The following is a 25,155-nucleotide window of genomic DNA, read 5'->3' on the forward strand; positions in this document are numbered from 1 at the left end:
AACTCACATCGACTCCGGTGCCTCGACCCCGAGCACGGACAGCGCATTGGCCATCGTGTGTCTCGAGGCAGCGACCAGCGCCAGACGCGCCTCGCGCACGTCGGGTTCGACGTCGTCGGCGAGCACCGGACACTCGCGGTAGAAGGCGTTGAACGCCTCGGCGAATTCGCGGGTAAAAGTCGCCACCTGGTGGGGCTCGAGGTCGTCGGCGGCTTCCTCGATGACAGCCGGGAAGCGAGCGATGGTCTCGAGGAGGTCGCGTTCGGCGTCCGTGGTGAGCAGGTCGGCATCCACGTCAGTTTCGAACTCGCCACCGACGCCGACACCGGCCTCGTCCAGGATCCCACAACAGCGCGCGTGGACGTACTGCACGTAGGGGGCCGATTGGGCCTCGAAGTCGAGCGCCTGGTCCCACTCGAAGGTGATCCCCTTCGTCGGCTGTTTCGAGACGATGTCGTAGCGGACCGCGCCGATGCCGACCTGGTGAGCGATGCGCTCGACGTCCTCCTCGTCGAGGTCGTCGTCGCGGATGCGGTCGTCCATGCGGCTCTCGACCTCCTCGCGGGCGCGGGCGATGGCCTCGTCCAGCAGGTCGTCGAGCATGATCCCCGTTCCGCGGCGAGTGGACATCCCTTCGCCGCCGGGGAGGTTGACCCACGAGAAGTGGATCGAGTCCAGTCTGTCGGTGTCGTTGTCGAGCAGATCCAGGGTCGCCTCGAGCTGATTCGCCTGGAGCTTGTGATCCTCGCCGAGGACGGTCACGGCGCGGTCGTAGTTGTCGAACTTCCACTCGTGGTGAGCCAGGTCGCGGGTCGTGTACAGCGAAGTGCCGTCCGAGCGCAGGAAGACGAGTTTCTTCTCGATACCCCACTCCTCGAGGTCGAGCTGCCAGGCGCCTTCCTCGAGGACGGCGTACTCGGTGTCCTGGAGGCGGTCGGCGATTTCCTGCGTGCTTCCGTCGCGCATGAACCGGGTCTCCTTGACGAACTCGTCGAACTCAGCGGGGAGGCGGGCCAGACACTCGCGCATGCCGCCCAGAACCTGATCGACGACGGTCTGGACGCGCTCGTAGGTCTCCTCGTCGCCTTCCTCGAGCCCCTGCAGGATCCCCTGAATCTCGGCTTCGGCCGCCTCGACGGCGTCCTCGTCAGCCGCTTCGAGGTAGGCGTTGCCCTTCTGGTAGTAACGCACGAGGTCGTACTCGACGCGGTTGCGCTCGGGTTCGGTCTCGAGGTCGCTCTCGTCGAAGGTCTCGTAGGCCCAGGTGAAGACGGCCATCTGGCGGCCGGCGTCGTTAACGTAGTAGTGGCGCTCGACGTCGTACCCGGCGGCGTCGAGGACGTTCGCGACGGCGTCGCCGACGATTGGGTTGCGAGCGCGGCCGACGTGGACCGGGCCGGTGGGGTTGGCGCTGGTGTGTTCGACGACGACCGAAGTGTCGCGGTCGGGCAGGTGGCCGTAGGCCTCGTCGGTTCCCGCCGCGAGGGTATCGGCGAAGTAGGCGTCGCTCGGCAGGAAGTTGAGGTACGGCCCCTGGGTGTCGATCCGGCCGACGTACTCGAGGTCGTCGACGTCGATTTCCTCGGCTAGCTGGGCCGCGACCTGGGGCGGGGCCGCCCCCATCTCGCCGGCCAGTCGGAAGGCGACGCTCGAGGCCAGGACGGCCGGGACGTCTTCCGGCGGCTCTTCGATGCCGAGGTCGTCGGTTGGGAGGTCGAGCGTAGAGAGCGCCCCCTCGAGGGCGGCCTCGACCTCCGTACGGAGTGAACGGAACATACCACCCCGTTTTCGGGGCGCGAGTAAAGGGGTGTCGGGTTTCTCCGAGCGCCGACGGAGTCTGAGCCACTCGCCGCTAACGTGCTACGCGTCGGCGAGAACGTCCTCGATCAGATCGACGTACGCCTCGTTCCCGACGTACAGCGGCGTCCGCTGGTGGAGTTCGGTCGGTTCGACGGCGAGCAGGGAGCCGTGCCCGTCGCTCGAGCGGCCGCCCGCTCGCTCGAGGATGTACCCGATGGGGTTGCCCTCGAACTGGACGCGCAGTTTCCCCTCCGGGCTCGACTCGAGGGTCGGGTACGCGAAGAGCCCGCCGTAGGTCAGCACCTGGTTGACGTCGCCGATCATCGCGCCGCCGTACCGGAGTTTAAGTTCGCTCTCGAGACGGCTCACGTAGGCTTCGATCGCGGGCGGCCAGTCCGGGACGCGCCCGCCGACGCCGTAGACGACCGGATCGTCGGGGAGGGTCACGTCGGCCTGGACGACCGTCGCCTCGCCGCCGCCGAGTTCGTACTCAGAGACGCCGTCCTCGGTGGCGACGACCATCGTGGTGATCGGTCCGTAGAGGACGTAACACGCGCCCAGGAGGGCCTCTCCCGGGGCCGGGAGTGGCTCGTCGTAGATGCCGACGATGGTCCCCATCGTGTTGTTCGACTTCAGGTTCGAGGAGCCGTCGAGCGGGTCGAGGGCGACGGCGACGCCGTCGTCCACGTCGTCGCCGCAGTCGAGTACCTCCTCGCGCTCCTCGCTCGCGTACTGGGCGACCCCCTCGAGTCGCGAGAGGCGATCGTAGAGGAGGTCGTCGGCCCAGACGTCGGCCTCGAGCTGGGTCTCGCCGCTGGGGTTCTCCTCGGCGGCGCTGCTCCGGCGGCCGATGAGGCCCTGGCGGATCTCGGTCGCCGATCGGGCGACCGTCCGAATAATCGAATCGACCGGCTCGACCGCGCCGTCGAGCGCCGTCGCCATCGTCACGCCTCGAGCGCGGCGTCGGCCGTCTCTTCCTCGTAGATGACCTTCTCGAGGGCGTCGAGTAGCCGTTCGGGGTTCTCGCGCTGCCAGACGTTCCGGCCCACGGCGAGACCGTTGCCGCCGGCGGCGATCACGGCCTCGACCGTCGAGAGGAAGTCGAGGTCGTCGGTCTTCGAGCCGCCGCTCATAACGACCTTCATGTTGCCGGCACACTGGACGGCGTGTTCCATGGCGTCGGTACTACCGGGGTACTTGACCTTCGCGATGTCGGCGCCCAGTTCGAGAGCCAGTCGGGTCGCGTAGGAGATCGTCCCCGGTTTCGTGTCGTTTTTCAGCCCCTGGCCGCGCGGGTACGACCACATGACGACGGGGAGGTCGTACTCACGGGCGGCTTCGTGGATTTCGCGGAACTCCTCGGCCATCTCGACTTCGTTGTTCGACCCGCCGTAGAGGGTGAAGCCGACGGCGTCGGCCCCGATTTCGGCGGCGTACTCCACCGAACAGTTGAGCGAGGAGTCCGGTTCGCCCATCCAGAGGTTCGACGTGCCGTTGAGTTTGACCAGGAGGTTGACGTCGTCCTCGTAGCTCGGGTAGTAGCCCTCGGCGATTCCCTTCTGGACGGCGATGCACGTCACCGCGTCGTGGGTCGCCGTCTCGAACACGGTCGCGGGGTCGAGCTTCTCGGGCACCTCCTCGAAGTCGACCGGCCCGTGCTCGAGGCCGTGGTCCATCGCGAGAATGCAGGCGTTTCCGTCGCGAACGATCGGTGAGTCGTCGATGGGTCGCATCTGCCTGCAACTCCACCATCGACCCATATATCGTTGGCGGTCCTCTCAGCTGAAAAATACTTTCTCGAGTAGTAAATTCGATGCTCCCCGGCCCGCATCCGCTGGTCGTCGTCCTGCTCCGAACTTCACACTCGAGTATCTATCCAATGGGTGATACGTGCGTGGGTCACCCTCGCAGTCTCGAGCCGTGTGGCTCGGATGGCTCGAGCGACTCGAGTGACTCGCTCAATCGACTAACTCGCGAGCGTTGTGACGCCACGTCCGAACGTGGAGGACGCTCAATTCGAGGACCTTCGCAACTTCGGTCGCGTGAATCGTCGCCAGCCGTTCCGCGGAGGTGATCCCAGCCTCGGCCAGCCTCGCGGCGTTTTCGGGACTGACGCCGGTTACCGCCGTCACCGGCGTGGGTCGGGGCCAGGGACGACCGGACGCGTCCTCGGCCCCGGTTTCTGCCCCGCTCGAGGAGACGGGCTCGAACGCCTGCCAGCCCTCGTCGGCGCTCGCGGCGACCCAGGCGCGTTCGGCCTCTCCCAGGCCGCGAACCTCGCTCGAGCGCCGGTCCAGGTCGCCGTCGGTCTCGAACGACCACGGCAGGGAGAACTGGCGGCGGAGCGCGTCGGCGACGCCTTCGTCGAGGCCGGCGTCGAGCAGCATCCGATAGGAGCAACTCTGTCTCGAGACGATTGCCGGTTCGATACCCGCGTCCTCGAGGGCCTCGCGGTGGCCTGGCTCGAGAAGCCGTGCGGCGCCGTCTCTCGTTTCGGCCACGTTTTCCTTGCTCACGCGATTCACCGGAACTATCGGTACCTCACACGCCCGGAACTTGAACCTTCCCCTCGAGAAAATCGCCAGCAGTCGCGACGTCTGACGCCGCAGTCGTCGGCTGTTTTTCTCACCGAACTCGGCGAGGGGACGGCCCTCGGCCGGCCTCTCGTTCCGACGTATCGCTACACTTACCAGCGAATCGCAAGTATTGCCCGCCATGGTACGCCAGGACATCGAGCGAATCGGCGTCGTCGGCGCGGGGACGATGGGAAGCGGCATCGCACAGGTCGCCGCCACGACCGGCTACGACGTGGTCATGCGCGACATCGAATCCGAGTACGTCGAGGGCGGATTCGACGCGATTGCCGACAGCCTCGAGCGCCTCGACGGGAAGGACGCTCTGCCCGACGACCCCGAAACGATTCGGGAGCGAATCACGGGGACGACGGACCTCGCGGACCTCGCCGACTGCGACCTGGTCGTCGAGGCCGCCGTCGAAAATATGGATATCAAGCGCGACATCTTCCGTGATCTCGAGACCCACTGCGACGAGGACGTCGTGCTCGCGACCAACACGAGTACGCTCTCGATCACTTCAATCGCGGCGCCGCTCGAGCACCCCGAGCGCGTCGTTGGGTTGCACTTCATGAACCCCGTCCCGATCATGGAGGGCGTCGAAATCGTCGTCGGCGAGAAGACGACCGCCGCCGCCACCGACCTGGCGCACGAAATCGCGGAGGACCTCGGAAAGACGACTTGGGAATCTGACGACAAGCCTGGCTTCGTCACGAACCGCATCCTGATGCCCTGGCTCAACGAGGGGATCAGGGCCTACGACGAGGGCGTCGCGAGCAAGGAAGACATCGACGCGGGGATGGAACTGGGGACGAACGTCCCGATGGGACCGCTGAAACTGGCCGACCACATCGGCCTCGACGTCTGCCTGCACGCCTCCGAGACCATGTACGAGGAACTCGGGGACCGGTACAAGCCAGCGTACCTCCTCAAGCGCAAGGTCGAGGCGGGCGACCTCGGCAAAAAGACCGGACGGGGCTTCTACGAGTACGACTAGCACTCGCACACCTCTTGGCGAGTCAACAGGTATATCAGTAGCGCCGTTGAAGTGTTGGATAGCGATGCCCTCCACTCCAACGTACTCCCGCCGAACAGTCCTCGGTCTCGGACTCGGCGGGCTCGGCACGACCCTGACCGCCGCCGTCGCCTGGGGCCAGCGTTCCGATCCCGGCACCTTCCGGATCGCCTCTCTCCACGTCGCGAACGACTCGAACGAGCGCGCCACGGTCGAGATCGCCGTCGGCACCGACCTCGAGACCGCTCGTGGGACCACTCGCTGGCTCGACCCCGCCGGCCACGAGAGCGGCCACGACCGCCAGGCCGTCCGGGGCCCGTGGGACGAGACCGCCCGCCCCTACGGCATTCGCGCGCGCCTCGACGAGGAGTCGATTCGCCTCTCGAGCGATGAAATCGCCGACCAGCTCGAGGACGGCTGGGGCGTCACGGAGGCCCATGTGACGATTACCGTAACCCCCGACCGTCGGCTCGAGGCGAACGTCTTCGCGCTCGAGTAACGTTTGCTCAGGAGTGTCAGCTCTGCATCGTCTGCTCTGCATTTCCTTTCCTGGTTTTCCTCCGAATCTCGAGGCTACTCGAGCCGAAGTACTGCAATTGCCGATGAGTTATAGACACTCGAGTCGTTCGTGCCGATCAAATCTATCACTATAGGACCGATAGTAATACAATATAATTTCTGTAGTAAGATTCGGGATGTCGGATATCTCCCCTCTTCCGAAACTCCCGAGCCCGCTACCGCCGACGCAAACCCGTTACTGGTGGAGCGGCTTCTCGGACATCTCACGTCGCAACTCCTCGAGTGCCGACCTCGAGAGGTCCTGTTCGAACTGTTGCATCACGGCGAAGACCTCCGCGCGCGAAATCTTGACGTTCCCCTCCCGGATGACGTCCTCGGGCCGTTCGCGGAGTTCCCGCAGGGTGCCCACGGCCAGGAGATACGGAATCGCCCAGGCCGACAGCGTGTTACCGTGTCGTTCGGGCAGTACCTCGAGGTAGCGCTGGGCACCGTCGAGGTATCCCTCCGCTCGCCCGGTCACCCGACGGATGACGTTCGTGACGCCGCCGTGGTGGGCCTCGTCGGTGACGCGTTCGACGGCGACGTCCTCTTCTGCGAGCCACTCGGCCGGCAGGTAGACGTTGTTCTCCTCGTGGTAGTCGGTCTCGACGTCCTTCGCGATGTTGACCAACTGCAAGAGCAGGGCGAACGACCGGGCGTTGTCGCGCAGCACCTCGGCGCGCTCGGGGGAGGTGCCGCGGGCGACGAGCCCCGTGATGAGCGTCCCGACGGTCCCGGCGGCGTACCAGCAGTACTCCTCGAGTTCCTCGAGCGTCTGGAGACGGAGACCGCCCTCGTCGGCGTACCGGCTGGTGAACATCGCCATCCCGTCGACGAGTTCCCTGACCGGTTCGCGCATGATCTCGCGAGGTTCGTCCTCGAGGGACTCGAAGGACCTGACGACTCGCGGGGTGTGAGCGACGACGTCCCAGTCGCTGGACCGCTCCTCCGGAATCCAGGGTTCGACAGCCTCGCGGAAGTCCTCCGCCGTCGTGTCGGCGTCCGGATCGAGCACCCGGTCGAACGCCTCGAGCAGGGCGGTCTGCTCGGCCGGTGGGATGTGACCGGCGTCCTCTATCGTGTCGGCAATTCGACACAAGAGATACCCCAGGCAGATGTGACGCGCCATCGGTTCCTCGAGTCGGTCGATGGTGATCGAGAAGGTGCGCGAAACGCCGTGGACGGCGTCGTAGCACCACTCGATGTCGGATTCGGTGGCGGGAGGGGAGTAGCCCGTAGTCATCTAGACCCCCTATTAGTCGTCGTTCCGGAAAAGCACCCCGGTCGCGGACGATCCTGGGAATACAGGAACCGAACCGGCCGGTTCAGCCTCGACGGGCCCGACTCACCGGGTCTCGAAGGGCGGTCGAATACACGCGATTCAACGGGACGAGCGTACAACAACAATAAAGCGGGGGCCTCTCGATGGATCGATCATGGACTTCAGCCTCTCGCCGGAGCAGGCACAGATTCGGGACATGGTCGCGGAGTTCGTCGACGAGGAGATCGTTCCCGTCGCGAGCGATATCGACCACGAGGACGAGTTCCCGCAGGATCTCGTCGACCAGATGGCCGACCTGGGCCTGATGGGCATGCCGTTCCCCGAGGAGTACGGCGGTGCCGGCCTCGACTACCACTCCTACGCGATCGGGATCGAGGAGATCTCCCGGGGCTCGGGCGGACTGGGAACCGTCGTCGCCGCGCACATCTCGCTGGCGGGGAACATGCTCTACGAGTTCGGCGACGAGTCCCAGAAGGAGACGTACCTGACGCCGCTCGCCGAAGGGAAAGACGTCGGCGCGTTCGCCCTCTCCGAAGCCGGAGCCGGCAGCGACGTCCCCTCGATGACGACGACGGCCGATCGCGAAGGAGACGAGTACGTCGTCAACGGCGGCAAGCTCTGGATCTCGAACGGCTCGGTCGCCGACACAGTCACCCTCTTCGCGAAGACCGATCCCGACGCCGGCAACCGCGGCATCTCCTCGTTTGTCGTGCGCCCCGAGGAGGACGACGGCTTCTACGTCGAGGGCACGGAGGAGAAACTCGGCGACAAGGGCTGTCCCACCGCCGAGCTCCGGTTCGACGACCTCCGGATTCCCGCCGACCGCCGACTCGGCGAGGAGGGCGACGGTTTCGTCCAGGCGCTCAAGACGCTCAACGGCGGCCGCATCACCATCGCGGCCCGCGGCGTCGGCATCGCCCGTGCCGCCTTCGAGGAGGCCCGGTCGTACGCTGGCGAGCGCGAGCAGTTCGGCCAGCCCATCGGCGAGTTCCAGGCGATCAAGCACAAACTCGCGGACATGGACACGAAGATCCAGGCCGCGAAGCTGCTGATGCACAAGGCTGCCGACAACAAGATCCGCGGCGAGGACTACATCACCGAGGCCGCCCAGGCCAAACTCTACGCCAGCGAGGTCTCGCGCGAGGTCGCCAACGAGGGCATCCAGATCCACGGCGGCTACGGCTACACCAAGGACTTCCCCGCCGAGCGCTTCTACCGCGACGCCAAACTCAACGAAATCTACGAGGGCACGAGCGAGATTCTGCGAAATACGATCGGAGATCGGCTGCTCGAGTAGGCCGTCGCGCTTGAGGACGCGAGTGGCGGCGTTACTCCGACGACTCGCTCTCGCTCTCGGTCTCGGCCTCGCACCCGAGACACTCACACACCCACGACCCGTGTTCGCGGACGCGAGCATCGCCGGCGTCGGTCAGGCGATAGACGTCGTGGAGTCCCTCGACGTCCTTCTCGACGAATCTCACGTCGACGAGCGCCGATAGGGAGCCGTAGAACGCCTTCGGCTCGAGGCGCTCGTCGTAGTGGGACTCGAGGGCCGACTTGAGTTCCTGGCCGCGCGCCGCCTCCATCGCTGCGAGGAGAAAACAGATGTCGCGTCGCCGCCCGCTCTGAAGCCATCTCGCCATACCGGACGTGGTGTGGACGAGGCTACAGTCGTTACGGTTCGTGCTCGAGCGTGGTGACCTAGCTCGACGAGATAATGTAAGTTATTTGCCATAGTCCCGGGCGGATTCGAACCGCCGTCCTGAGCTCCAAAGGCTCAGATGATTGGCCACTACACCACGGGACTTCGTATGAAACAGAGTTTCCAGGGAATACAAATCCTTCGGGTTGGAGACGCCAATGAGATGACCAGCTGTACCAAGGCTTCAGGTACTATCAATTGGATCTGGGCAAGGTACTTTCCCAATTTCTACTAATTTATGACAGCGCTTACAGAGGCAGATGAGATTTGACAGCGTATGTGATTCTTGTGGGTCGTCAAATTCACGCACGGGTACAATATGGTGGACGTCTGGTTCTCGTCCCATTTCTTCTCTATCTTTACCACATCGGCGTCAACTGTGCTGATCTCTTCGTAGCACTTTCCGACGGACCTCTCGCCACCGGCCGTTGTACGAGACATCGGGTTGACTTCGCTGGACCATCATCGACTTTGCCAGACACGCCTGGCTACAGAACCGACCCTGACCTCTCTCAACGGCCGATTTGAGCACGGTCATTGTTGAGTCACAATGTTCACAAGCTCGTTCGACACGCTCGATAGGATGGACTTCCCAGTAAGGGTCCCCAAGAAACTCATCACTTTCTTCCACGCACGACGGACAGTACACGCCCTCCTTGTTCGAGGGATAGTACTCGAACGTCTCGTCACAACGCACGCACGAGGCCTCCTCCATGGCATCCTTCCAGTTGCCATTGTTCGACCCGCCGCTCGGATTGCAGTCGTCGCAGTAGACTCGTCTCGACTTCGGGTCGTAGAACTCGAGGCCACAGCCCTTACACGTCCGGTTCGGCAGTGGCTCTCCGTGGACCTTCGTGTGGTGTTGTCGCATTCCCCGCTCCGTCTGCAGGGACTTCTCACAGGTCGGACAGCGCACGCCGGGTCTGCCCGCCCGATCTTATATAAACTCCCGGGCGTCCACGAGCGACGCCGTCACGCCGCCACGCCGTCACTCCGCGAGCGACCCTGCCTCGAGGTAGGCACAGCAGTCCTCCTCGGCGTCGAAACAGTCCGGGCACTCCTCCCGCCGGTCGATAATCGTGTCCAGTCGGTCTGCGACGGTCTCGTCGATCACGCTCTCGAGGGCGCGAGCCTCCTCGCGGAACTCCTCGACTTCGAGGACGTTCGTGAGAAATCGCTCGATGATACAGTACGTCTGGAGGGCGTTGTGTGCGCGCTCGAGTCCTTCGTCGGTGAGCGTCGCCCCCTTGTACTTCTCGTGTTCGACGAGTTCTCGTTCCTCGAGTTTTCCGATCATCTCGTTGACGCTCGCCGGGCTGACCTCGAGTAACTCCGCGAGGGTGCCGGTGGAGGCCGGGCCGTCTTCGAGACGCTGTGCCAGGTAGACCGCCTTCAGATATTGATCTGCCGTGTTCATCGATTGCCACCTCGCGTCCGCAGTGCGCGCAATGGTCGTGATGTACGCGTTCCGTTCGGCTCCCCGCTCATGCTCGTCGCTCCATGATATCTGTTACCGCTTCGACACCCTCGGTCTCCTCCGCGCGGATCGCTTCGAGGGTGTCGAGGACGCGCTCGCGGTCGACGCTGAAGTCTGTCTCGGAGGCCTCGATCGCCGCGATGAGGTCGTCGTAGAACTTGTACGCCGTCTCCTCGTTACACAGCTGGTCGTAGAGGACGCCGTCGGTGTCCTCGGGTGGCCCGTATCGGGCGTCGACCAGCGTGTTAATCTCCTCGTAGGAGACCGTCTCGGCCTCGAGCTCGTCGACGAGCGCCTCGAGGCGCTGGCGGTGCTCGGCTGACTCTTCGGCCGCCTCGGCGAGTAACGCTCGCACCTCCTCGTCGATGGCCTCCCGTTCGGCCTCGGGCAACGACTCGAGGTGGTGGGCGGCACGCGACTCGACGACCTCTTCCAGCACGATCCCGATCTGTAGCAGTCGGGTGAGCTGGTGGTCGCTCGAGACCCGCTGTCCCAGGCTCATACCCCCGATTCGGGGCGGATCATACTTAGTCTCCCGCTTTTTGTTTTGGCGCGTTCTGCACACGCTACTGACACCTCGACCTCGTGTCAGCGAAGGAACTATCCCGCTGTCGCCCCTCGAGGACAGTATGAGCGAGCGTTCCGAGGAGGTGTCGGTGGACGACGGCGAGACGCGGTCGTCCGGCCAGCGCGAACCGGGCGCCGATACCGACGACCTGCTGGCCGAAACCGACCGACTCCTGGAGGGCGGGCCCGGCGCGAGCGCCACTGCTAGTGCGACCACCGATGTCGAAACGCAGTCGACGCCATCGAGCGAATCGACGACGGACTCGAGTCGGAAGCGAAAGTGGAACCCGCTCTCGCAGTTGCGACGCGGCGGCTCGATCCGCGCCCGCCTCTCGCCGTCGCGGTACTTCTCCCCGAAGAGTCTCCTCGCAATTGTCCTCACACTCGGGTTCGGCATGGTAGCTGGGGGCATCGTCGTGCCGTTTTCCGGTATTGGCCGCCTGCTCGGCCTGTTCGCAATGGCGTTCGTGATCGGTCTGGCCACGTCGAGGCGTCGCTACCTCGAGGTCGGACTCGGCGGTGCCGGCATCGGCGCGCTGGCTGTCCTCCTCGATTTCGCCCTCTTTCTGCCGACGGACTCGGGTCGGTACTTGCTCGCCATCGGTGCGGGTGCGGGCCTCCTCGCGAGCGTGATCGGCTACTACTTCGGTCGCGATCTTCGGGCAGGACTGGCTCGCGACATTGAGTGATCGGATCGCTAGAATCGAGAGGATTGACGCTGCGCTCGAGGGGATCGACGGACGGAAGGCGGCCGAAGACGGCAGAAACCAGCTTCGACGGCTAGCGTGCCGTCGGCGTCACGTCGTCGCTCACGGCCTGTTTCACCTGCAAGGCGGCGCTCGCAGCCAACCCCCGGGCGACCTCGTCGCGGTCGTCGGCGCTGATGAGGTCCTCGGGCGTGTTCTCGAGGTCAGGCGTGAATCCGGCGCTGACCGGGTGACCGATGGGTGGCTGGACGGCCACGAGCGCCTGTGGCCCGGAGACGCCGTCCGCAACGTCCGCGTCGACGACGTACTCGTCGGGGAGGAACTCCCGCGTCCGGGCGGCGATCTGGCTGACCGTCCGCTGGAGCGTTCGCTTTTGCTCGAGTGACAGTTCGGGAACGTCCGCCGCGGCCCGCTGTCCGGCCTGTGTAACTCCCGGCAACCCACCGTACGGCGTATTTCCGTTCATGAGAACTCGCTACTTCCGATTGGGGATGGCGCCTAAAAAACGTTCCCTTCGTGACAACTGGTCTCACGACCGGCTACGGGGCGGATCAGGGCCGTCTCGAGCCGTCCAGCGGGGTCGCTACTTGCCCCAGAACGGATCTCGCTTCCGGTGTTTCTCGAGGTACATGTTCAGCGCCTCGAGTTCGTCGGCGGGGATCTCGCTGGTGAGTTCTTGCTCGAGGATCTTGGCGTGTTTCTCGGGGACCTCCGTCCACAGGAGGTCGCCTTCCTTGACCTGTCGGCCGATGGTTGGTCCGTCGATGGCCACCGACACGCGCTCGCCCGCGCGGGCCTCGTCGACGTCCTCACCCTGCTCCTGGATGCCCTTGACCTGTCCAACGCGCGTCGGTTCGTTGTCTTCCCACTTCGCGACGAAGGAGTTGTTCTGGAGCGTCCCGGAGTAAATCTCGACGCCGACGACGGCGGGATCGTTCTGGCGGAAGACGTGGTCCTCGAGCACGCGGAACCGGGACGGGCGGGTGATGTTGTCGAGGATGGTATCCTGCTGGGCGCGCTCGATCTCCTCGATGTGCTCGGTGTAGCCCTCGACGAGCTGGTAGATCACGTCGTCGGTGAACAGTTCCACGTCGTCGATCTCGGCCCGGCGCTTGGCGTCGGCGAGGACGTCGACGCTGAACCCGAGGACGGCGCGCTGTTTCGCGTCGTCCGCGGTCGAGGCGACCGAGATGTCCCGCGGCGCGACGTCGCCGACCTCGGCCCGGACGATCGGAATCTCGGCCTCGCCGAGGGCGTCGGCCATCGCCTCTAGGCTGCCCAGGGTGTCAGCTTTGACGACGACACCCTCCTCTTCGGTGTCGACGGCGATGTCCGCGAGCTCGGACTCGACTTCGGCGATGACGTCCTCGAGGGGGCGGTCCCGGACGACTCGAACGGGAGCGCCGGCCATTGCGTCCTCAAGGTCCGGCGCGGCGACCTTGATCCCGGCGGCTGCGCCGACTTCCTCGACGTTGTCGAAGCGGCTCTCGGTCCGAATTTCGGCGAGCGGCCGGGGCTGGAGCAGGGCGCGGACCTCGGTGACGATGGGATCGTTCAGACCGCCGACGACGATGGTGTCGTCGCTCCGGATCGTTCCGTCGTAGAGGACGGTGTCGATCGTGGTGCCGAATCCTTTCTCTTCTTTGACTTCCAGTACGGTGCCGACGCCGGGGCCGGCGACGTCGATCTCCATCTCCTCTTTCATGTAGCGCTGGGAGAGCCCCATCATCACGGCGAGTAAGTCGGGGACGCCCTCGCCGGTGAGCGCGGAGACGGGGACGACGCCGACGTTGCGCTGGAAGTTCTGGACGCGCCAGTAGAGGTCGGCGGAGAAGTCGTGGTCGGAGAGGTTGCCGATAATGGTGTAGAGGCTCTCGTCCAGTCGCTGGCGGGTTCGATCGGACTGGGACTCGTAGGTCTGGGTGATCGGGGCGTCCTCGTGGACGTTCCAGCCGGGGACGGTGTCGATCTTGTTCGCGGCGACGATGAACGGCGTCTGGGAGCGCTTGAGGATGTCGAGCGCCTCGAGCGTCTGGGGCTGGAAGCCGTCGTTGACGTCGACGACGAGGATGGCGATGTCCGCGAGCGCGCCCCCACGCGAGCGAAGCGTGGTGAACGAGTGGTGGCCGGGCGTGTCGATGAAGAGGAGACCGGGGAGGTCGAAGTCGTCCGGATCGACGAGTTCGCCGGCGATCGAGGAGACGACCTCGAGCGGGACGGCGGTCGCGCCGATGTGCTGGGTGATCGCCCCTGCTTCGCCCTCGATGACCGCGGAGCCGCGGATCTTGTCGAGGAGACTGGTCTTGCCGTGGTCGACGTGTCCCAGGACCGCGACGATCGGGGTCCTGAGGGCCGCTGGATCGTGTGTATCCGAGTCAGTGTCCGACATAGTGAACCACCCGAGAAGGTCTTATCCGTATCGTCCGCTGCCCGGTAGTTAAACCCATCGTCACCGGCTTCTCCGCGCGTCAGTTGCTCAGGAGGTCGAGATGGCCGTCTTCGAACCGCAGTGCCTCTCGAGTTCTCGAGCCCTCCACGACTGAGTTCTCGAGCATGCACGCACGTAACTCGCGCCACGGTCACAAGGCTCCGCCTCCTGGCTACGAGCCTCCGCCCCTCGGCCACGAGCCGCCGTCTGCTCGAGGGGCGACGTCCGTCTGACGGCTCCCATGTCTTTAATAGTCACTAGTCAGTACGAGGGGGTATGAGCGAGATACTCGCCGAGAACCTCTCGGGGAAGTCCGTCATGGGCTCTGACGGGACTGAACTGGGGCTGCTCTACAACATCACGATGGACATCAACTCGGGCAAACTCCACGACCTCGTGGTCGACCCCGACGAACAACTCCCCTCCCGTTCGGTCGACTTCGACCGAAACGACGCCGGCCGCTTTCTCATCCCCGTCAGCCGCGTGCAGGCGGTGAAAGACTACATCGTCGTCCAACGCTAACGGTATGTACATTCTCGATTCGTCAGCCTTTATTCACGACTTTCACACCACCGAACAGACAGCCACGATTCCGCTCGTCCGCGAGGAACTCGAGGGCGAGAGCGTCTACCGCTACGACGCCATGGAGGGGTCGGGTATGCACGTCCACATTCCCAACAGTGACACCACCGAGAAGGTTCGCCGGGCCGCGAAGGAGTCGGGCGACCTCGACGTGCTCTCGGACACCGACGTTCGACTGGTCGCCGCCGCGTTCGAACTCGACGCCGTGCTCGTGACCGACGACTACGCGATGCAAAACGTCGCCGAGCGCCTGACCGTCACCGTCGAACCGATCGCGCGCGAGGGCATCGAGGAGGAGCGCGAGTGGACCTTCCAGTGCCAGGGCTGTGGACGGGAGTACGACGAACAGAAAGACCGTTGCCCGATCTGTGGCGCCGAACTCGCCCGGAAGAATCCGGGCTCGAGGTAACGTCCGGTTCGAGCTGGTCCTTCTCTCGTGCATTCGAGCGCATCCGAGCGCGTACGGTGCACTTCGGTACTCTTCGGTGGTCGTTCGACGCGTCGTCAGCCAGTCCTGTCTCACTCGTCAGCGGCGGGACGGCCGATACAGACCGCCTCGCGAATCTCCAGCGCCGTCTCGAACTCGTCCTCGCGATCGCGGCGGCGCCCGATCCGACGAAACTGTTCGGCGTGTGCGCGCGAGACGGCGTCCCACTCGCGCTCCTCGAGTGCGAGCGCCGACCTGATCCGCTCCCAGAACCCGGTTTCGAACAGTAACACGATCCGGTCGTCGTCCTCGTAGGGGCACTCCGCCGATCCACGATGTCGGTCGAGGTCGGCCGCGAGGTAGTGTTGAACCCGTTCCACGAGATCCGGAAGCCGTGACGGCGGGACGCTCGCTTTCGCCGCCGCGAGCAGGAGGATCTGACCCTCGATCGGCTCGCCGGCGTCCGTCATCGCCACTCTCACCCCCCAGCCCGCATCGCCTTCTGGGCGAACGCGGGAACGAGTTCCTCGAGAACGTCCTCCTCGCCGTCGAAGATGACGGTCACCTCGGTCAGCGTCAACGTCGGCCCGACGCCGATCGTTTCGGCGTCGAACTGGGCTCGCCAGCCGTCTCCCTCGACGACGTCGTCCGCCACTCGTTCGCCACCCAGGTTCTCGAGGTAGCGGACGGCGAGTCGTTCGGAGATCCCTCGGAAGGAGCGTTCGACGCGCGTAGTCATTGGATCAGTTTCGTGGAGAGTGCCCATAAACGTGCGTTCGGCGGCAGTCGTCCGCCCGCGCTCGACTTACCCGTTCGAGCGAATCAGCCGCCCGCGACGGGGGGAAAGACCGATACCCGGTCGCCCTCCTCGAGGTCGGTGTCGACGCCCGCCATGTGGACGACGTCCCGGCCGTTTTTCAACACGCTCAGTTGCGGCCGAATCGCGCCGTCCTCGAGTAGTTCTCCCTCGAGGCCCTCGTACTCTTCCTCGAGTCCCGCGAGCACGTCGCCGACGGTCGCGCCGTCCTCGACCGTCCTCGAGAGATCCTTCTGGCCGACGGCTTCGCGAAACGTGGCGAAAAATCGAAGATCGAGTTCCATGCGCTCGAATTGACGCGACGAGACTTAAGTGCCCGCGGTCGGGCCTGTTGGGTATCAGTCTCGAGCAGAACGTTCGCCGCTTCCCGCGACTGCCGCAGAGGCCGTTTCTGGAGGTCGTTCCTGAAGGCCGTCCCTAAGGCTGTTCCCGAGGCCGCTTCTCGAGACCGCTCAGACGAGCCCATCGTAAATCTCCGATAACTGCTCGATGGAGTGGTCGACAGAGAGCATCGCCCGGCGACGGCGACAGAGATCGGCCAGGCGGTCGTGTTCGTCGAGACAGCGCGTAATCGCCCACTGGAGGTCCCCGATCGATCCGCGCCGGTAGCGGTAGCCGGTTTCGCCCTGGATCACCGAATCGGTCAACGCCCCCTCGTCGACGGCGACGACGGGCGTCCCACAGGCGGTCGCCTCGAGTGCCACGAGCCCCTGGGTCTCGACCGGGCTCGGGAAGATGAACACGTCGAGGGCGGCGTAAAACGCCGGCAACTCCTCGCGCTCGAGGAAGCCGAGGAACCTGACGTCGGCATCCACCTCAGCCGCACGCTCCTCGAGGGCTTCGCGAGCGGGTCCGTCGCCGCCGAGGACGAGCGTCATCCGCGTTCCGTCCACGGCGTCGATCGCTTCTTCGAGGTTCTTCTCCTCGCCGTGGCGACCCGTGTAGCCGAGCAGCGGGCGGTCGTCGGGGAGGTCGTACCGGGTGCGAAACGAGGTCGGATCGACGGGCCGGAAGAAGTCGGTGTCGATGCCGTTCGAGACCACCGTCACGTCGACGTCGGCCTCGACGGTCTCGAGCAAGTGGTCGCGGGCGAAGGAAGTCGGCGCGGTGACGTGGTCGACGCGCTCGAAGAACGTGCGCTCGTAGAGTCGGCAGGTTCGCTTGACGCCGTCGAGGACGTTGCCGGAGACGTGCTGGCTGGCCCGGTCGTCAAGGAGGGTGTGGTAGGAGGCGACGACGGGTACGTCGCGCTTGCGAGCGAAGCGAATCCCGGCGAAGCCGATGGTGAACGGCGTGTGGACGTGGACGACGTCCGGCGTCTCGAGGTCGTTCGGAATCGAGGGGAGCCCGAGGCGGTACTGCGGGTACAGCGGCGCGCGAACGCTTCGAATCGGGTGTTCTCCGGGGCCCGCCTCGTAGCCGTCCATCTCCGGGTAGACGATGGGCATCGCCGTCCGTTGCTGGCGCCAGCGCTCGCGCCAGAGCTGGATCGTGTAGGTGACACCGTTGACCGTGGGGAGGTAGAGGTCCGTGAAGGCGGCGACCGTCTCCGTCCGGGTCATGAGTCGTGGTTCGAACGCGGGGGTCGAATAGGTTGCGTTGTCGATACGTTCTCGCAATCTTCTCGAGAGGTGAAGCGAGACATCTCGAGGCACGGTACGAAATGTTTCGAGACGCCTATCGGGACGTCTCGAGGCACGGTACAGGACGAAAGGTCTCGAGGCGCGGACCGCCCCGCTGGCCTCGTCTAGTCCACGACGAACTCGATCCCGTGACCCCGCAACAGCGACCGCATCCGGTCGACGCCTCCTGACGTATCCCACCCGTCGCCGACGTAGTGCTTGTACGGGTGGCGAAGCCAGGAGTACTCCCGGTGGGCGAACACCTCGACGGCGTCTCGTCCGTCCTGAAACAGCGTCACGTGTAGCTGCCAGTCGGCCAGCGGCGACCGCCGCCGCACCCAGCTTCCAGCCGAAAAGCGGCCGTCCTCGTGGACTTTCAGCGAGGCGATCGGTTCGGGTGCAAACGCCATCGCCTCGAGGTCTGGCCGAAACGCTCGCAGGTCGCGTTCGATGGTTCCGACGTACTCAGACGGGTGCTGGGTACACGTGGCGAACCCGCCCAGCGGCTCTTTGATTCGGTGCAGTGTTGGGAGCACGCGCCGGCGAAGCCGCGTCGTCGCGTCCAGGTCCGCGCCGTCCTCGTCCCTCGCGTTCACGCCCCTCTCTACCGTAGATACGAAGAAAATCGTTGCGTCTGCATTCGCAACGGACTGTTTCGAACGGAAGACTATCTGATCGACTGTCAGCACTCACCGGTCCCGGAGACGAATTCCGTCCTGGACCAGTCGGGAGTTTCGCTCACGGTCGAGGTACGTCGCCAGGTCGTCGTGTTCGTACAGTTGCGCGATGACGTCCGCGTAGAGCGTTCGCCACGCGATGGCGTAAATCGGCGACTGCCCCCACGCCCGCAGTTCGGGGACGAACGCGTCGTAGGTCTCGAGTCGGTCCTCGAAGTGTTCGATAGCGTCGAGGACGTGGCCGGCAGCTTCCGCGTCGTCGTCAGCGTCTTCGATGATGCGATTCAATCGGCTCTCCCAACCAGCGACGGCCTGTTGCATGTCCATCGCCGCGTCACCGCTGTCGTCGGGCAGTCGCTCGAGCACCGGTTTCGGGACGCCGAGTGAGATCTCGTCCATACCGGAGGGTGTCGGTGAGTGGTAAAGAAACCACGGTGGATACACTCCGATTTAATCGGCGCTAGGACGACAGGTTCCGGTTTCTATCCTGCTCGCTCACGGCTTACACGCTCTCCTCGAATCTACACGGTGAGGTCGCCAATACTCCTTCCCCGAGCAGTCGTTAATTGTAATCCAAAATTACAAAATACATATGTTGGGTGTAATAGTACCTCGTAATTGCATGTCTGAGAAAGACACTCACGGCGAACGTGAACAGGAACCACTGACGATCAGCAGGCGGAACGTCGTTCGTGGAGCAGCGACGACCGGGTTGGCACTCGCTGGTCTCGGGTCGGCCTCGACGGTGTCGGCTGCCGGGGAACGAGCGTTCTTCCAGTACTTCCACGAAACGTGGCCGACCATCACCGACAACCTCTGGAAGGTCGCAGATCGCGGGTACGACGGTATCTGGATCCAGGCGCCCCAGGAGAGTGAACTGACCTGGGCGGACCAGGACGGCCGGAACGACCCGCCGCTCGGCTACCAGCCCGTCGACTTCCGGTCGTTCGATAGCGAGTTCGGCACCGAAGCCGACTTGCAACGACTCATCGACACCGCCCACGACAACGGCCTCGAGGTGTACGTCGACTGCGTGATGAACCACATGGCCGCCAACCGGGGGTACGACTTCCCGCAGTTCAACGAGGAGCACTTCCACACGCACGTCGGCTCCATCGACGACTGGGACGACGAGCACCAGGTCGAACACGGCGACCTGCTCGGGCTCAAGGACCTCGCCCAGCTCGAGGCCCACGGCCACGAGGACACGGCGCCGTACGTCCGCGAACAGTTGTACAACTACATGCAGAAAATCGCAAGCTTCGGCGCGGACGGCTACCGGTACGACGCGGTCAAACACGTCGAGGCCGAGTTCTGGGACCAGTACGCGAATCCCTGGGCCGACGAGTTCGGCATGAACCGCGTCGGCGAGGTGTTCGACGGCAGCGTCGACTACGTCCAGAACTACGTCGACACCGGGATGGACGCCTTCGATTTCCCGCTGTACTGGACGCTCGAGTCGGTCTTCGATTATGGCGATATGAGCCAGCTCGAGGGGGCCGGACTGAAGGCACAGGACCCGTGGCACGCCTGGCCCTTCGTACAGAACCACGACGAGGGTGCACCACCGCAGTACCACCTCGCTCACGCGCACGTCCTCACGATCGAGGGGACGCCGATGGTGTACAACCTCTATCCCGATAGTATCCTCGACGACGACGCGATCAACAACATGGTGTGGGTTAAGAAGAATTTCGCGGGCGGAGCGACTTACTGGCGCCACACCGACTCCGATCTCGCGATTTACGAGCGGAACAACAACCTGCTCGTCGGGTTGAACAACAACACGAACGACTGGAAGGGCCAGTGGGTCTACACGACCTGGCGCAACGAGACGCTCAACGACTATAGCGGGAACGCCGGCGACGTCGAGGTCAACGGCGACGGCTGGGTCGAAGTCTGAGTCCCCCCGGAGGGATGGGTGTTCTACGCGCCGTACTGACTTCCCTCCGCAGTCGGCTATTTTTTCGGTCGCGCTCGAGTCCCGAGCTGTGTCCACGGCCTCAAATTTGATATACCATAATGGGATTTATTAGGCGCTCACCGGCCTGCCCGATTCGTCGAAATCGAACGCGAAATTCACTCAGAGATGACCACGACTGGTAAGCGGCACCTGCAGATTGGCGATCTTCCTCCACTATATCTCGAGTGTGCATCTACGGTTCGTCGAGTCGGTGCCCCGTTTCGGCGTCGGCTCCCGACCCAGGATCGATTCGTTGACTCCCCCACCTGGGGTCGAAATGTGCCTTCGGCCGGTTGCGTTCCGGTTGGATTACCGGGCTCGAGAGGGGATCCGGACCGAGAACTTCTCGAGACCGTGACGCCGATTCGGCGTCGGTAGCGACTCGACGGCGCGAACGGAGCGACCGAAGGCTGGAAAGGTCTCAGGAGAGGGTGTCCTGTCGTCGGCTAGTAATGTCATATTCGCACGCCCCGGACGACGGTGTCTCTCGAGTGCTATCAGATGGCTGGCTGTCGATTCTCCGTATCTCGGATTCGGAGATACTACTGCCCTCTCCCTCACGGCCGACGAAACGGGCCCCGAGCAAGGGCGAGTTCGACTCGAGACCCAGGGGGTCGCGGCCGCGAAACCGGGTTCGACGTTCGCAGCTATGAGTATATGATTGACATTCTCACATTCGTGTACGCCGATCGAGGCACGCTCACTTGCCAGTATCGCGTCAGCCTGCAATTGTGGGGTCCATCGCCCGTCCGCGAACGTTCTTCACTACTATCGCTCGACGGTGATTAACTGTCCTCTCCTCGGTTTCTCGGGTATTCACCGTCACGATATACTGCATTTCGGTATACAAATTCGCCCTGGTCAGCCCGGGAGGACGGGTCCCGTACTATCGGCCGAGCAAGTCCACCATGGTTTCGGCGTCGTGGTCGAGGGCCCGTTCTGGATCCGACGGATTGTCGTGTTCGTAGACGAGCCACTCTACGCCTGCTTCCCGGGCGGCGTCGACGCAGGCCTCGAGCGGGACCGAGCCCGCTCCGAGGGCGGACGGCTCGTCGCCGTCGACGTCTTTCAGGTGAACCAGCGGAATCTGCTCGCCGTAACGCTCGAGGAGGGCAACGGGGTCACGACCCGCGGCGTGAGCCCATCCCACGTCTAGCTCGAGCGTCACGGGAGTTCCCGCGAGTTCGTCGACGAGGAGGTCGAAGGCGTCCCGTTGCTCATCTTCGGCCGATTCGATCGATACGAACTCCTGCGTGTGATTGTGGTAGGCGAGGGAGAATCCGAGTTCGGTGAGTCGTTCGCCCAGCCTCGAGAGCCGCTGGGCCGTCTCCTCGACGGTGCACCGGGACCCAAACGCCTCGGAATCGAGCCATGGAACGACAATTCGATCACAGCCGATGGGTCCGTAAGGTTGGACAGTCGCCTCGAGGTCGGCCTCGAGGTCCTCGATTGGCACGTGGGCGGCCATCGCCTCGAGCCCTGTCCGCTCGAGCGCATCGCCGACGGACGAGGGATCAGCGTCGTCGAATCCCGCCAGCTCGACGCCCTCGAGCCCAGTTTGCGCCACGAATTCGATCCGTTCGGAAAGCGATCGGTCGAGCCTCCGCAACGAGTACAGCTGGACGGCGGTGTGCATACGTCGCGTACGGACGCCGGCGTAAAGAGTGCACGCGGCGAGCCACGACCGTTTATAGTCCTCGAGCGCACACTCGTCGTATCGTGATCGTCGATCCGCGCGTCCTCCAGGAGGACTTCGTCCCGAGTGAGGTGGTCCACCGCCACGACGAGGTCTCCCACCTCTCGGAGACGCTCGAGCCGATCCTTCACGGAGATCGCCCGGAAACGACCTTTCTCCTGGGGCCGACGGGCGTCGGCAAGACCTGCATCGCGCGGTACACGCTCGAGCGCTTGCAGGAAAAGCGGCCCGACGTGCGGGTCGCCTACGTCAATTGCTGGCAGGATCACACCCGATATCGCGTGCTGTATGCGATTCTCGACGCGCTCGGACTCGCGCTCGAGATCCATCGCTCGACGCCGAAAGACGAACTGTTCGACCGGCTCGCAGCGGCGAACGACCAGCCCGTCGTCGCTATTCTCGACGAGGTGGATCAACTCGAGGAGACGACGGCCCTGTACGACCTCCACCGGCTCGGGCACGTCTCGCTGGTGTTGATCGCCAACCGCGAGGCCGAACTCTTCGCCGGGTTCGACGACCGCGTCCGCTCTCGCCTGCGCGCCGGGACGCGAGTACAGTTCGACCGCTATTCGACCGAGGAACTGGTCGCAATCCTTCGAGAACGGGCGAAGCAGGGCCTCGAGCCAGGCGCCGTCGAGGACGACCAGTTTCATCGGATCGCGCAGGCGGCGGGCGGCGACGCCCGCGTCGCCATCGGCATCCTTCGCTCGGCGGCTCGACTCGAGACACGCCGCGGCGGGGGGACGCTCTCGGAGGACGCGCTCGAGGAGGCGATTCCCGACACCAGGGAGGCGATTCGTCGGGAAACCATCGACGGCCTGATCGAACATCAGCGAGTGCTCTACGACGTCGTCGACGAGGCGGGCGAAATCGAACCGAACGCGCTCTACGCCGAGTACGAGCGACGGGTGGACGATCCCAAGACGTCGCGGACGCTCCGGAACTATCTGACGAAGATGGTTCACTACGACCTGATCGAAGCCGTCGGTAGCAAGCGGGGGCGGACGTATCGAGTGGTTGCCGATCGCTCGAATGGGGGAGACGAGTAGATCGGAGAGTGAGTAGCCTCGAGCCGTCGAGAGCCGTCGAGAGAGGCGCCAGATTGGTATGGCGGACGTCAGTGCGTCGCTTCCGCCGACGCCAGACAGATCTCGAGGAAGTTCTCGAACACTTCCTCGCCCTCTTCGGTGTGGGCCACCTCGGGGTGCCACTGGACGCCGTAGAGGTCCCGGTCCGTGTCGCTCATGGCCTCGACGCCGCAGACGTCGCTCGAGGCCGTGCAGGTGAACCCCTCGGGTAGCGTTTTGACTTCGTCGGCGTGACTCGCCCAGACGCGCGTTTCGGGGGCCAGCGAGCCGACGAGCGGGTCGTCCGCCTCGAACACCTCGACGGTGACGTCGGCGTAGCCGCCGTAATCGCCACCCCCCACCTCGCCGCCGAGTTCGACGGCCATGAGTTGCATGCCGAGACAGATGCCCAGGACGGGGCGGTCGTCCTCGAGGTAGGCGGCACTCTGGCCGATTCGGTCCATGTCAGGGCCACCCGAGAGCACGATGCCGTCGGCCTCGACGTCTCCGGGCGGCGTCTCGTTGTCGACCAGTGTGCAGTCGACCCCGAGGTCGCGCAGCGCGCGCTGTTCCAGGTGGGTGAACTGTCCGTGATTGTCCACCACGGCGATTGTCGTCATTGCAGCGAGGTAGCCACTCGAGCGATAAAAACGGTCCGAACGATGACTGGCGTTCCCGATACGTTTATGCCCGTGTCGGCGGAGAATCGGGTATGGCACTCGATCTCTCGGCGTACGAGCATCCGACGTGGCTCACGGCCCTCGGGACGGGCGCGGGCTATCTGGCGATACTCGGACTGATGACCGTCGCGCTGTTCCTGGTTCCCTGGGCCCTTTTCGCGACGCTGTAGGCTCCCGTTCGTTTTCACTGCGGGTACTCACGGATTCGACTATCGATTAAACGCGAACGCGAAAAGAATCTCGCTCGAGGCTCAGGCGAACGTCTTCGAGACTTCGGGGTCCTCGGTGGACTCGGCCTGGACTTTCTCCCAGGCGTCGTAGAAGTCTTTCATCCGGATTTCCGTGCGGTCGTCGCGGATGGCGAACATCCCGGCCTCGGTGCAGATGGCCTTGACGTCAGCCCCGGAGGCCTCGGGCGTCTCGGCGGCCAGCTGGGCGAAGTCGACGTCGTCGGCGACGTTCATGTTCCGGGTGTGGATCTGGAAGATCAGCTCCCGTCCCTCCTCGGTCGGCTTCGGGACCTCGATGAGGCGGTCGAACCGACCGGGGCGGAGGATCGCACGGTCGAGCATGTCGAAGCGGTTCGTGGCCGCGATGATTCGAATGTCACCGCGCTCCTCGAAGCCGTCCATCTCGCTCAGGAGCTGCATCATCGTCCGCTGGACCTCGGCGTCGCCGGAGGTCTTCGACTCGGTACGCTTGGCAGCGATGGCGTCGATCTCGTCGATGAAGATAACCGCAGGTTCGTGCTCGCGGGCGACGTCGAAGAGGTCCCGGACCAGCTTCGCGCCCTCGCCGATGAACTTGTGGACGAGTTCGGAGCCGGCCATCTTGATGAACGTCGCGTCGGTCTGGTTGGCGACGGCTTTGGCGAGCATCGTCTTCCCCGTACCCGGCGGTCCGTACAGGAGAACGCCACTCGGTGGGTCGATGCCGACCTCGTCGAACATCTCGGGGCTCTTCAGGGGCATCTCGACGGTCTCGCGGACCTCCTGCATCTGCTCGTCGAGGCCGCCGATGTCCTCGTAGCTCACGTTGGGACTCTCCGTGACTTCCATCACGCGGGCCCGGACGTCGGTCTCGTTCGAGAGGGACTTGACGATCGATAGCGAGTTGTTGACGGCGACGCGGGCGTCGGGCTCGAGGTCGCCGCGCATCTCCTCGGTGACCTCGGTCAGCGCCTCCTGGTTGTTGCCGTGTTGCTTGATGATGACGCCCTCGTCGGTCATCTCCTGGACGGTGGCGACGAACAGCGGCGACTGCTTGAGCTTCTTGTTCTCGTGGGTCAGACGCTCGAGTTTCTGCTGGTACTTGTTGTTTTCGGCGTTCGCGTCGAGGAGCTTGTCCCGCATCTCCTCGTTCTGGGACTCGAGGAGTTCCAGGCGCTCCTCGAGGGCCCGTATTTTCTCCTGTTGAGACGCCTCGTCCTCGTCGTACGGGACTTCGACGTCGTCCACAGTATCGGTCATTACGCACTGGTAGGGCATTCCATCATAAGAGACTTCGGGTAGATAC

At 64.4% G+C, this 25,155-nt stretch carries 28 protein-coding genes, 1 tRNA gene and 1 pseudogene; 9 read left to right on the top strand and 21 right to left on the bottom strand.

Annotated elements, in window-relative coordinates; genetic code table 11:
- Window positions 1–3 precede the first annotated feature (3 nt).
- The 4 genes from argS to ACFQS4_RS17980 all read right to left on the bottom strand — a co-directional run bounded on the left by argS (window position 4) and on the right by ACFQS4_RS17980 (window position 4,316).
- Window positions 4–1,776: an arginine--tRNA ligase gene (gene argS, locus ACFQS4_RS17965; RefSeq protein WP_500195052.1), complete on the bottom strand. Its 1,773-nt coding sequence runs from the start codon at window positions 1,774–1,776 to the stop codon at window positions 4–6.
- A gap of 84 nt (window positions 1,777–1,860) precedes the next feature.
- Window positions 1,861–2,742 carry a class 1 fructose-bisphosphatase gene (locus tag ACFQS4_RS17970; RefSeq protein ID WP_500195054.1) on the bottom strand — a complete coding sequence of 294 codons (882 nt, stop codon included), beginning with the start codon at window positions 2,740–2,742 and terminating at the stop codon, window positions 1,861–1,863.
- A gap of 2 nt (window positions 2,743–2,744) precedes the next feature.
- Window positions 2,745–3,533: a class I fructose-bisphosphate aldolase gene (locus tag ACFQS4_RS17975; RefSeq protein ID WP_500195057.1), complete on the bottom strand. Its 789-nt coding sequence runs from the start codon at window positions 3,531–3,533 to the stop codon at window positions 2,745–2,747.
- A 225-nt stretch (window positions 3,534–3,758) separates the two neighbouring features.
- The gene (locus tag ACFQS4_RS17980) at window positions 3,759–4,316 is read right to left on the bottom strand and encodes a DUF7409 domain-containing protein (protein ID WP_500195058.1); all 558 of its coding nucleotides are present in this window, start codon (window positions 4,314–4,316) and stop codon (window positions 3,759–3,761) included.
- A 199-nt stretch (window positions 4,317–4,515) separates the two neighbouring features.
- Between ACFQS4_RS17980 and ACFQS4_RS17985 the strand changes: the two genes are divergently transcribed.
- Together ACFQS4_RS17985 and ACFQS4_RS17990 are read left to right on the top strand one after the other, a co-directional pair.
- Window positions 4,516–5,370 carry a 3-hydroxyacyl-CoA dehydrogenase family protein gene (locus ACFQS4_RS17985; RefSeq protein ID WP_500195059.1) on the top strand — a complete coding sequence of 285 codons (855 nt, stop codon included), beginning with the start codon at window positions 4,516–4,518 and terminating at the stop codon, window positions 5,368–5,370.
- Window positions 5,371–5,434: 64 nt separating this feature from the next.
- Window positions 5,435–5,887 (top strand): hypothetical protein, encoded by a 453-nt coding sequence (locus ACFQS4_RS17990; RefSeq protein ID WP_500195061.1) that lies wholly within the window; start codon window positions 5,435–5,437, stop codon window positions 5,885–5,887.
- A 255-nt stretch (window positions 5,888–6,142) separates the two neighbouring features.
- Here ACFQS4_RS17990 and ACFQS4_RS17995 read toward each other — a convergent pair whose 3' ends face one another.
- Window positions 6,143–7,189 (bottom strand): phytoene/squalene synthase family protein, encoded by a 1,047-nt coding sequence (locus tag ACFQS4_RS17995; protein ID WP_500195064.1) that lies wholly within the window; start codon window positions 7,187–7,189, stop codon window positions 6,143–6,145.
- Window positions 7,190–7,382: 193 nt separating this feature from the next.
- Here ACFQS4_RS17995 and ACFQS4_RS18000 point away from each other — a divergent pair, with 193 nt between their 5' ends.
- Entirely contained in the window at window positions 7,383–8,525 is a 1,143-nt protein-coding gene (locus ACFQS4_RS18000) for an acyl-CoA dehydrogenase (protein ID WP_500195066.1), read from the top strand.
- A gap of 31 nt (window positions 8,526–8,556) precedes the next feature.
- On the opposite strand, the gene ACFQS4_RS18005 is transcribed toward ACFQS4_RS18000, so the two are convergent.
- From ACFQS4_RS18005 to ACFQS4_RS18025, 5 genes and pseudogenes are all read right to left on the bottom strand, one after another.
- The gene (locus ACFQS4_RS18005; protein WP_500195068.1) at window positions 8,557–8,871 is read right to left on the bottom strand and encodes a PadR family transcriptional regulator; all 315 of its coding nucleotides are present in this window, start codon (window positions 8,869–8,871) and stop codon (window positions 8,557–8,559) included.
- A 91-nt stretch (window positions 8,872–8,962) separates the two neighbouring features.
- Window positions 8,963–9,035, bottom strand: a tRNA-Gln gene (locus ACFQS4_RS18010).
- 79 nt (window positions 9,036–9,114) lie between these two features.
- Window positions 9,115–9,288, bottom strand: a pseudogene (locus ACFQS4_RS18015) (HNH endonuclease); the annotation flags it as partial.
- A gap of 630 nt (window positions 9,289–9,918) precedes the next feature.
- Window positions 9,919–10,347 (bottom strand): metal-dependent transcriptional regulator, encoded by a 429-nt coding sequence (locus tag ACFQS4_RS18020; RefSeq protein WP_253430113.1) that lies wholly within the window; start codon window positions 10,345–10,347, stop codon window positions 9,919–9,921.
- Window positions 10,348–10,414: 67 nt separating this feature from the next.
- Entirely contained in the window at window positions 10,415–10,909 is a 495-nt protein-coding gene (locus ACFQS4_RS18025; RefSeq protein ID WP_500195071.1) for a ferritin-like domain-containing protein, read from the bottom strand.
- A gap of 127 nt (window positions 10,910–11,036) precedes the next feature.
- On the opposite strand from ACFQS4_RS18025, the gene ACFQS4_RS18030 reads away from it, so the two are divergent.
- Window positions 11,037–11,663, top strand: coding sequence for a DUF8526 domain-containing protein (locus ACFQS4_RS18030; RefSeq protein ID WP_500195072.1), 627 nt, complete (start codon window positions 11,037–11,039; stop codon window positions 11,661–11,663).
- Window positions 11,664–11,754: 91 nt separating this feature from the next.
- Here ACFQS4_RS18030 and ACFQS4_RS18035 read toward each other — a convergent pair whose 3' ends face one another.
- Both ACFQS4_RS18035 and infB read right to left on the bottom strand, forming a co-directional pair.
- A complete protein-coding gene (locus ACFQS4_RS18035) occupies window positions 11,755–12,147 on the bottom strand; it encodes a DUF5811 family protein (protein ID WP_500195074.1) in 393 nt (130 codons plus the stop codon).
- Window positions 12,148–12,264: 117 nt separating this feature from the next.
- Window positions 12,265–14,070, bottom strand: a complete 1,806-nt coding sequence (gene infB, locus ACFQS4_RS18040; RefSeq protein WP_500195077.1) for a translation initiation factor IF-2 — start codon at window positions 14,068–14,070, stop codon at window positions 12,265–12,267.
- Between the two features lie 315 nt (window positions 14,071–14,385).
- Between infB and ACFQS4_RS18045 the strand changes: the two genes are divergently transcribed.
- The gene (locus ACFQS4_RS18045; RefSeq protein WP_253430099.1) at window positions 14,386–14,631 is read left to right on the top strand and encodes a PRC-barrel domain-containing protein; all 246 of its coding nucleotides are present in this window, start codon (window positions 14,386–14,388) and stop codon (window positions 14,629–14,631) included.
- 4 nt (window positions 14,632–14,635) lie between these two features.
- Window positions 14,636–15,100, top strand: coding sequence for an NOB1 family endonuclease (locus ACFQS4_RS18050; RefSeq protein WP_500195079.1), 465 nt, complete (start codon window positions 14,636–14,638; stop codon window positions 15,098–15,100).
- A 110-nt stretch (window positions 15,101–15,210) separates the two neighbouring features.
- Here ACFQS4_RS18050 and ACFQS4_RS18055 read toward each other — a convergent pair whose 3' ends face one another.
- From ACFQS4_RS18055 to ACFQS4_RS18080, 6 genes are all read right to left on the bottom strand, one after another.
- Window positions 15,211–15,588 (bottom strand): DUF8048 family protein, encoded by a 378-nt coding sequence (locus ACFQS4_RS18055; protein ID WP_500195081.1) that lies wholly within the window; start codon window positions 15,586–15,588, stop codon window positions 15,211–15,213.
- 8 nt (window positions 15,589–15,596) lie between these two features.
- Window positions 15,597–15,857 (bottom strand): MoaD-like domain-containing protein, encoded by a 261-nt coding sequence (locus ACFQS4_RS18060; RefSeq protein ID WP_500195083.1) that lies wholly within the window; start codon window positions 15,855–15,857, stop codon window positions 15,597–15,599.
- An 83-nt stretch (window positions 15,858–15,940) separates the two neighbouring features.
- Complete coding sequence (locus ACFQS4_RS18065) at window positions 15,941–16,219, bottom strand: ubiquitin-like small modifier protein 1 (RefSeq protein ID WP_500195085.1); 279 nt, start codon at window positions 16,217–16,219, stop codon at window positions 15,941–15,943.
- A 168-nt stretch (window positions 16,220–16,387) separates the two neighbouring features.
- The gene (locus tag ACFQS4_RS18070; protein ID WP_500195088.1) at window positions 16,388–17,497 is read right to left on the bottom strand and encodes a glycosyltransferase; all 1,110 of its coding nucleotides are present in this window, start codon (window positions 17,495–17,497) and stop codon (window positions 16,388–16,390) included.
- 185 nt (window positions 17,498–17,682) lie between these two features.
- Entirely contained in the window at window positions 17,683–18,153 is a 471-nt protein-coding gene (locus ACFQS4_RS18075) for a hypothetical protein (RefSeq protein WP_500195090.1), read from the bottom strand.
- A 93-nt stretch (window positions 18,154–18,246) separates the two neighbouring features.
- Window positions 18,247–18,633 (bottom strand): DUF7971 family protein, encoded by a 387-nt coding sequence (locus ACFQS4_RS18080; protein WP_500195092.1) that lies wholly within the window; start codon window positions 18,631–18,633, stop codon window positions 18,247–18,249.
- 223 nt (window positions 18,634–18,856) lie between these two features.
- Between ACFQS4_RS18080 and ACFQS4_RS18085 the strand changes: the two genes are divergently transcribed.
- Window positions 18,857–20,137, top strand: coding sequence for an alpha-amylase domain-containing protein (locus tag ACFQS4_RS18085; RefSeq protein ID WP_500195094.1), 1,281 nt, complete (start codon window positions 18,857–18,859; stop codon window positions 20,135–20,137).
- Between the two features lie 946 nt (window positions 20,138–21,083).
- Here the strand turns inward: ACFQS4_RS18085 and ACFQS4_RS18090 are convergent.
- Window positions 21,084–21,833: a sugar phosphate isomerase/epimerase family protein gene (locus tag ACFQS4_RS18090; RefSeq protein ID WP_500195095.1), complete on the bottom strand. Its 750-nt coding sequence runs from the start codon at window positions 21,831–21,833 to the stop codon at window positions 21,084–21,086.
- A gap of 83 nt (window positions 21,834–21,916) precedes the next feature.
- On the opposite strand from ACFQS4_RS18090, the gene ACFQS4_RS18095 reads away from it, so the two are divergent.
- Entirely contained in the window at window positions 21,917–22,942 is a 1,026-nt protein-coding gene (locus ACFQS4_RS18095; protein WP_500195098.1) for a Cdc6/Cdc18 family protein, read from the top strand.
- A gap of 68 nt (window positions 22,943–23,010) precedes the next feature.
- On the opposite strand, the gene ACFQS4_RS18100 is transcribed toward ACFQS4_RS18095, so the two are convergent.
- Window positions 23,011–23,580, bottom strand: coding sequence for a GMP synthase subunit A (locus tag ACFQS4_RS18100; RefSeq protein ID WP_500195100.1), 570 nt, complete (start codon window positions 23,578–23,580; stop codon window positions 23,011–23,013).
- Window positions 23,581–23,672: 92 nt separating this feature from the next.
- On the opposite strand from ACFQS4_RS18100, the gene ACFQS4_RS18105 reads away from it, so the two are divergent.
- Complete coding sequence (locus tag ACFQS4_RS18105) at window positions 23,673–23,810, top strand: hypothetical protein (protein ID WP_253430069.1); 138 nt, start codon at window positions 23,673–23,675, stop codon at window positions 23,808–23,810.
- An 81-nt stretch (window positions 23,811–23,891) separates the two neighbouring features.
- On the opposite strand, the gene pan1 is transcribed toward ACFQS4_RS18105, so the two are convergent.
- On the bottom strand, window positions 23,892–25,109 hold the full coding sequence (gene pan1 / locus ACFQS4_RS18110) for a proteasome-activating nucleotidase Pan1 (RefSeq protein ID WP_500195102.1): 1,218 nt from the start codon (window positions 25,107–25,109) through the stop codon (window positions 23,892–23,894).
- Window positions 25,110–25,155: the final 46 nt, after the last annotated feature.

The sequence above is a fragment of the Saliphagus sp. GCM10025317 genome (assembly GCF_042663665.1).
Taxonomy (GTDB): domain Archaea; phylum Halobacteriota; class Halobacteria; order Halobacteriales; family Natrialbaceae; genus Natronosalvus.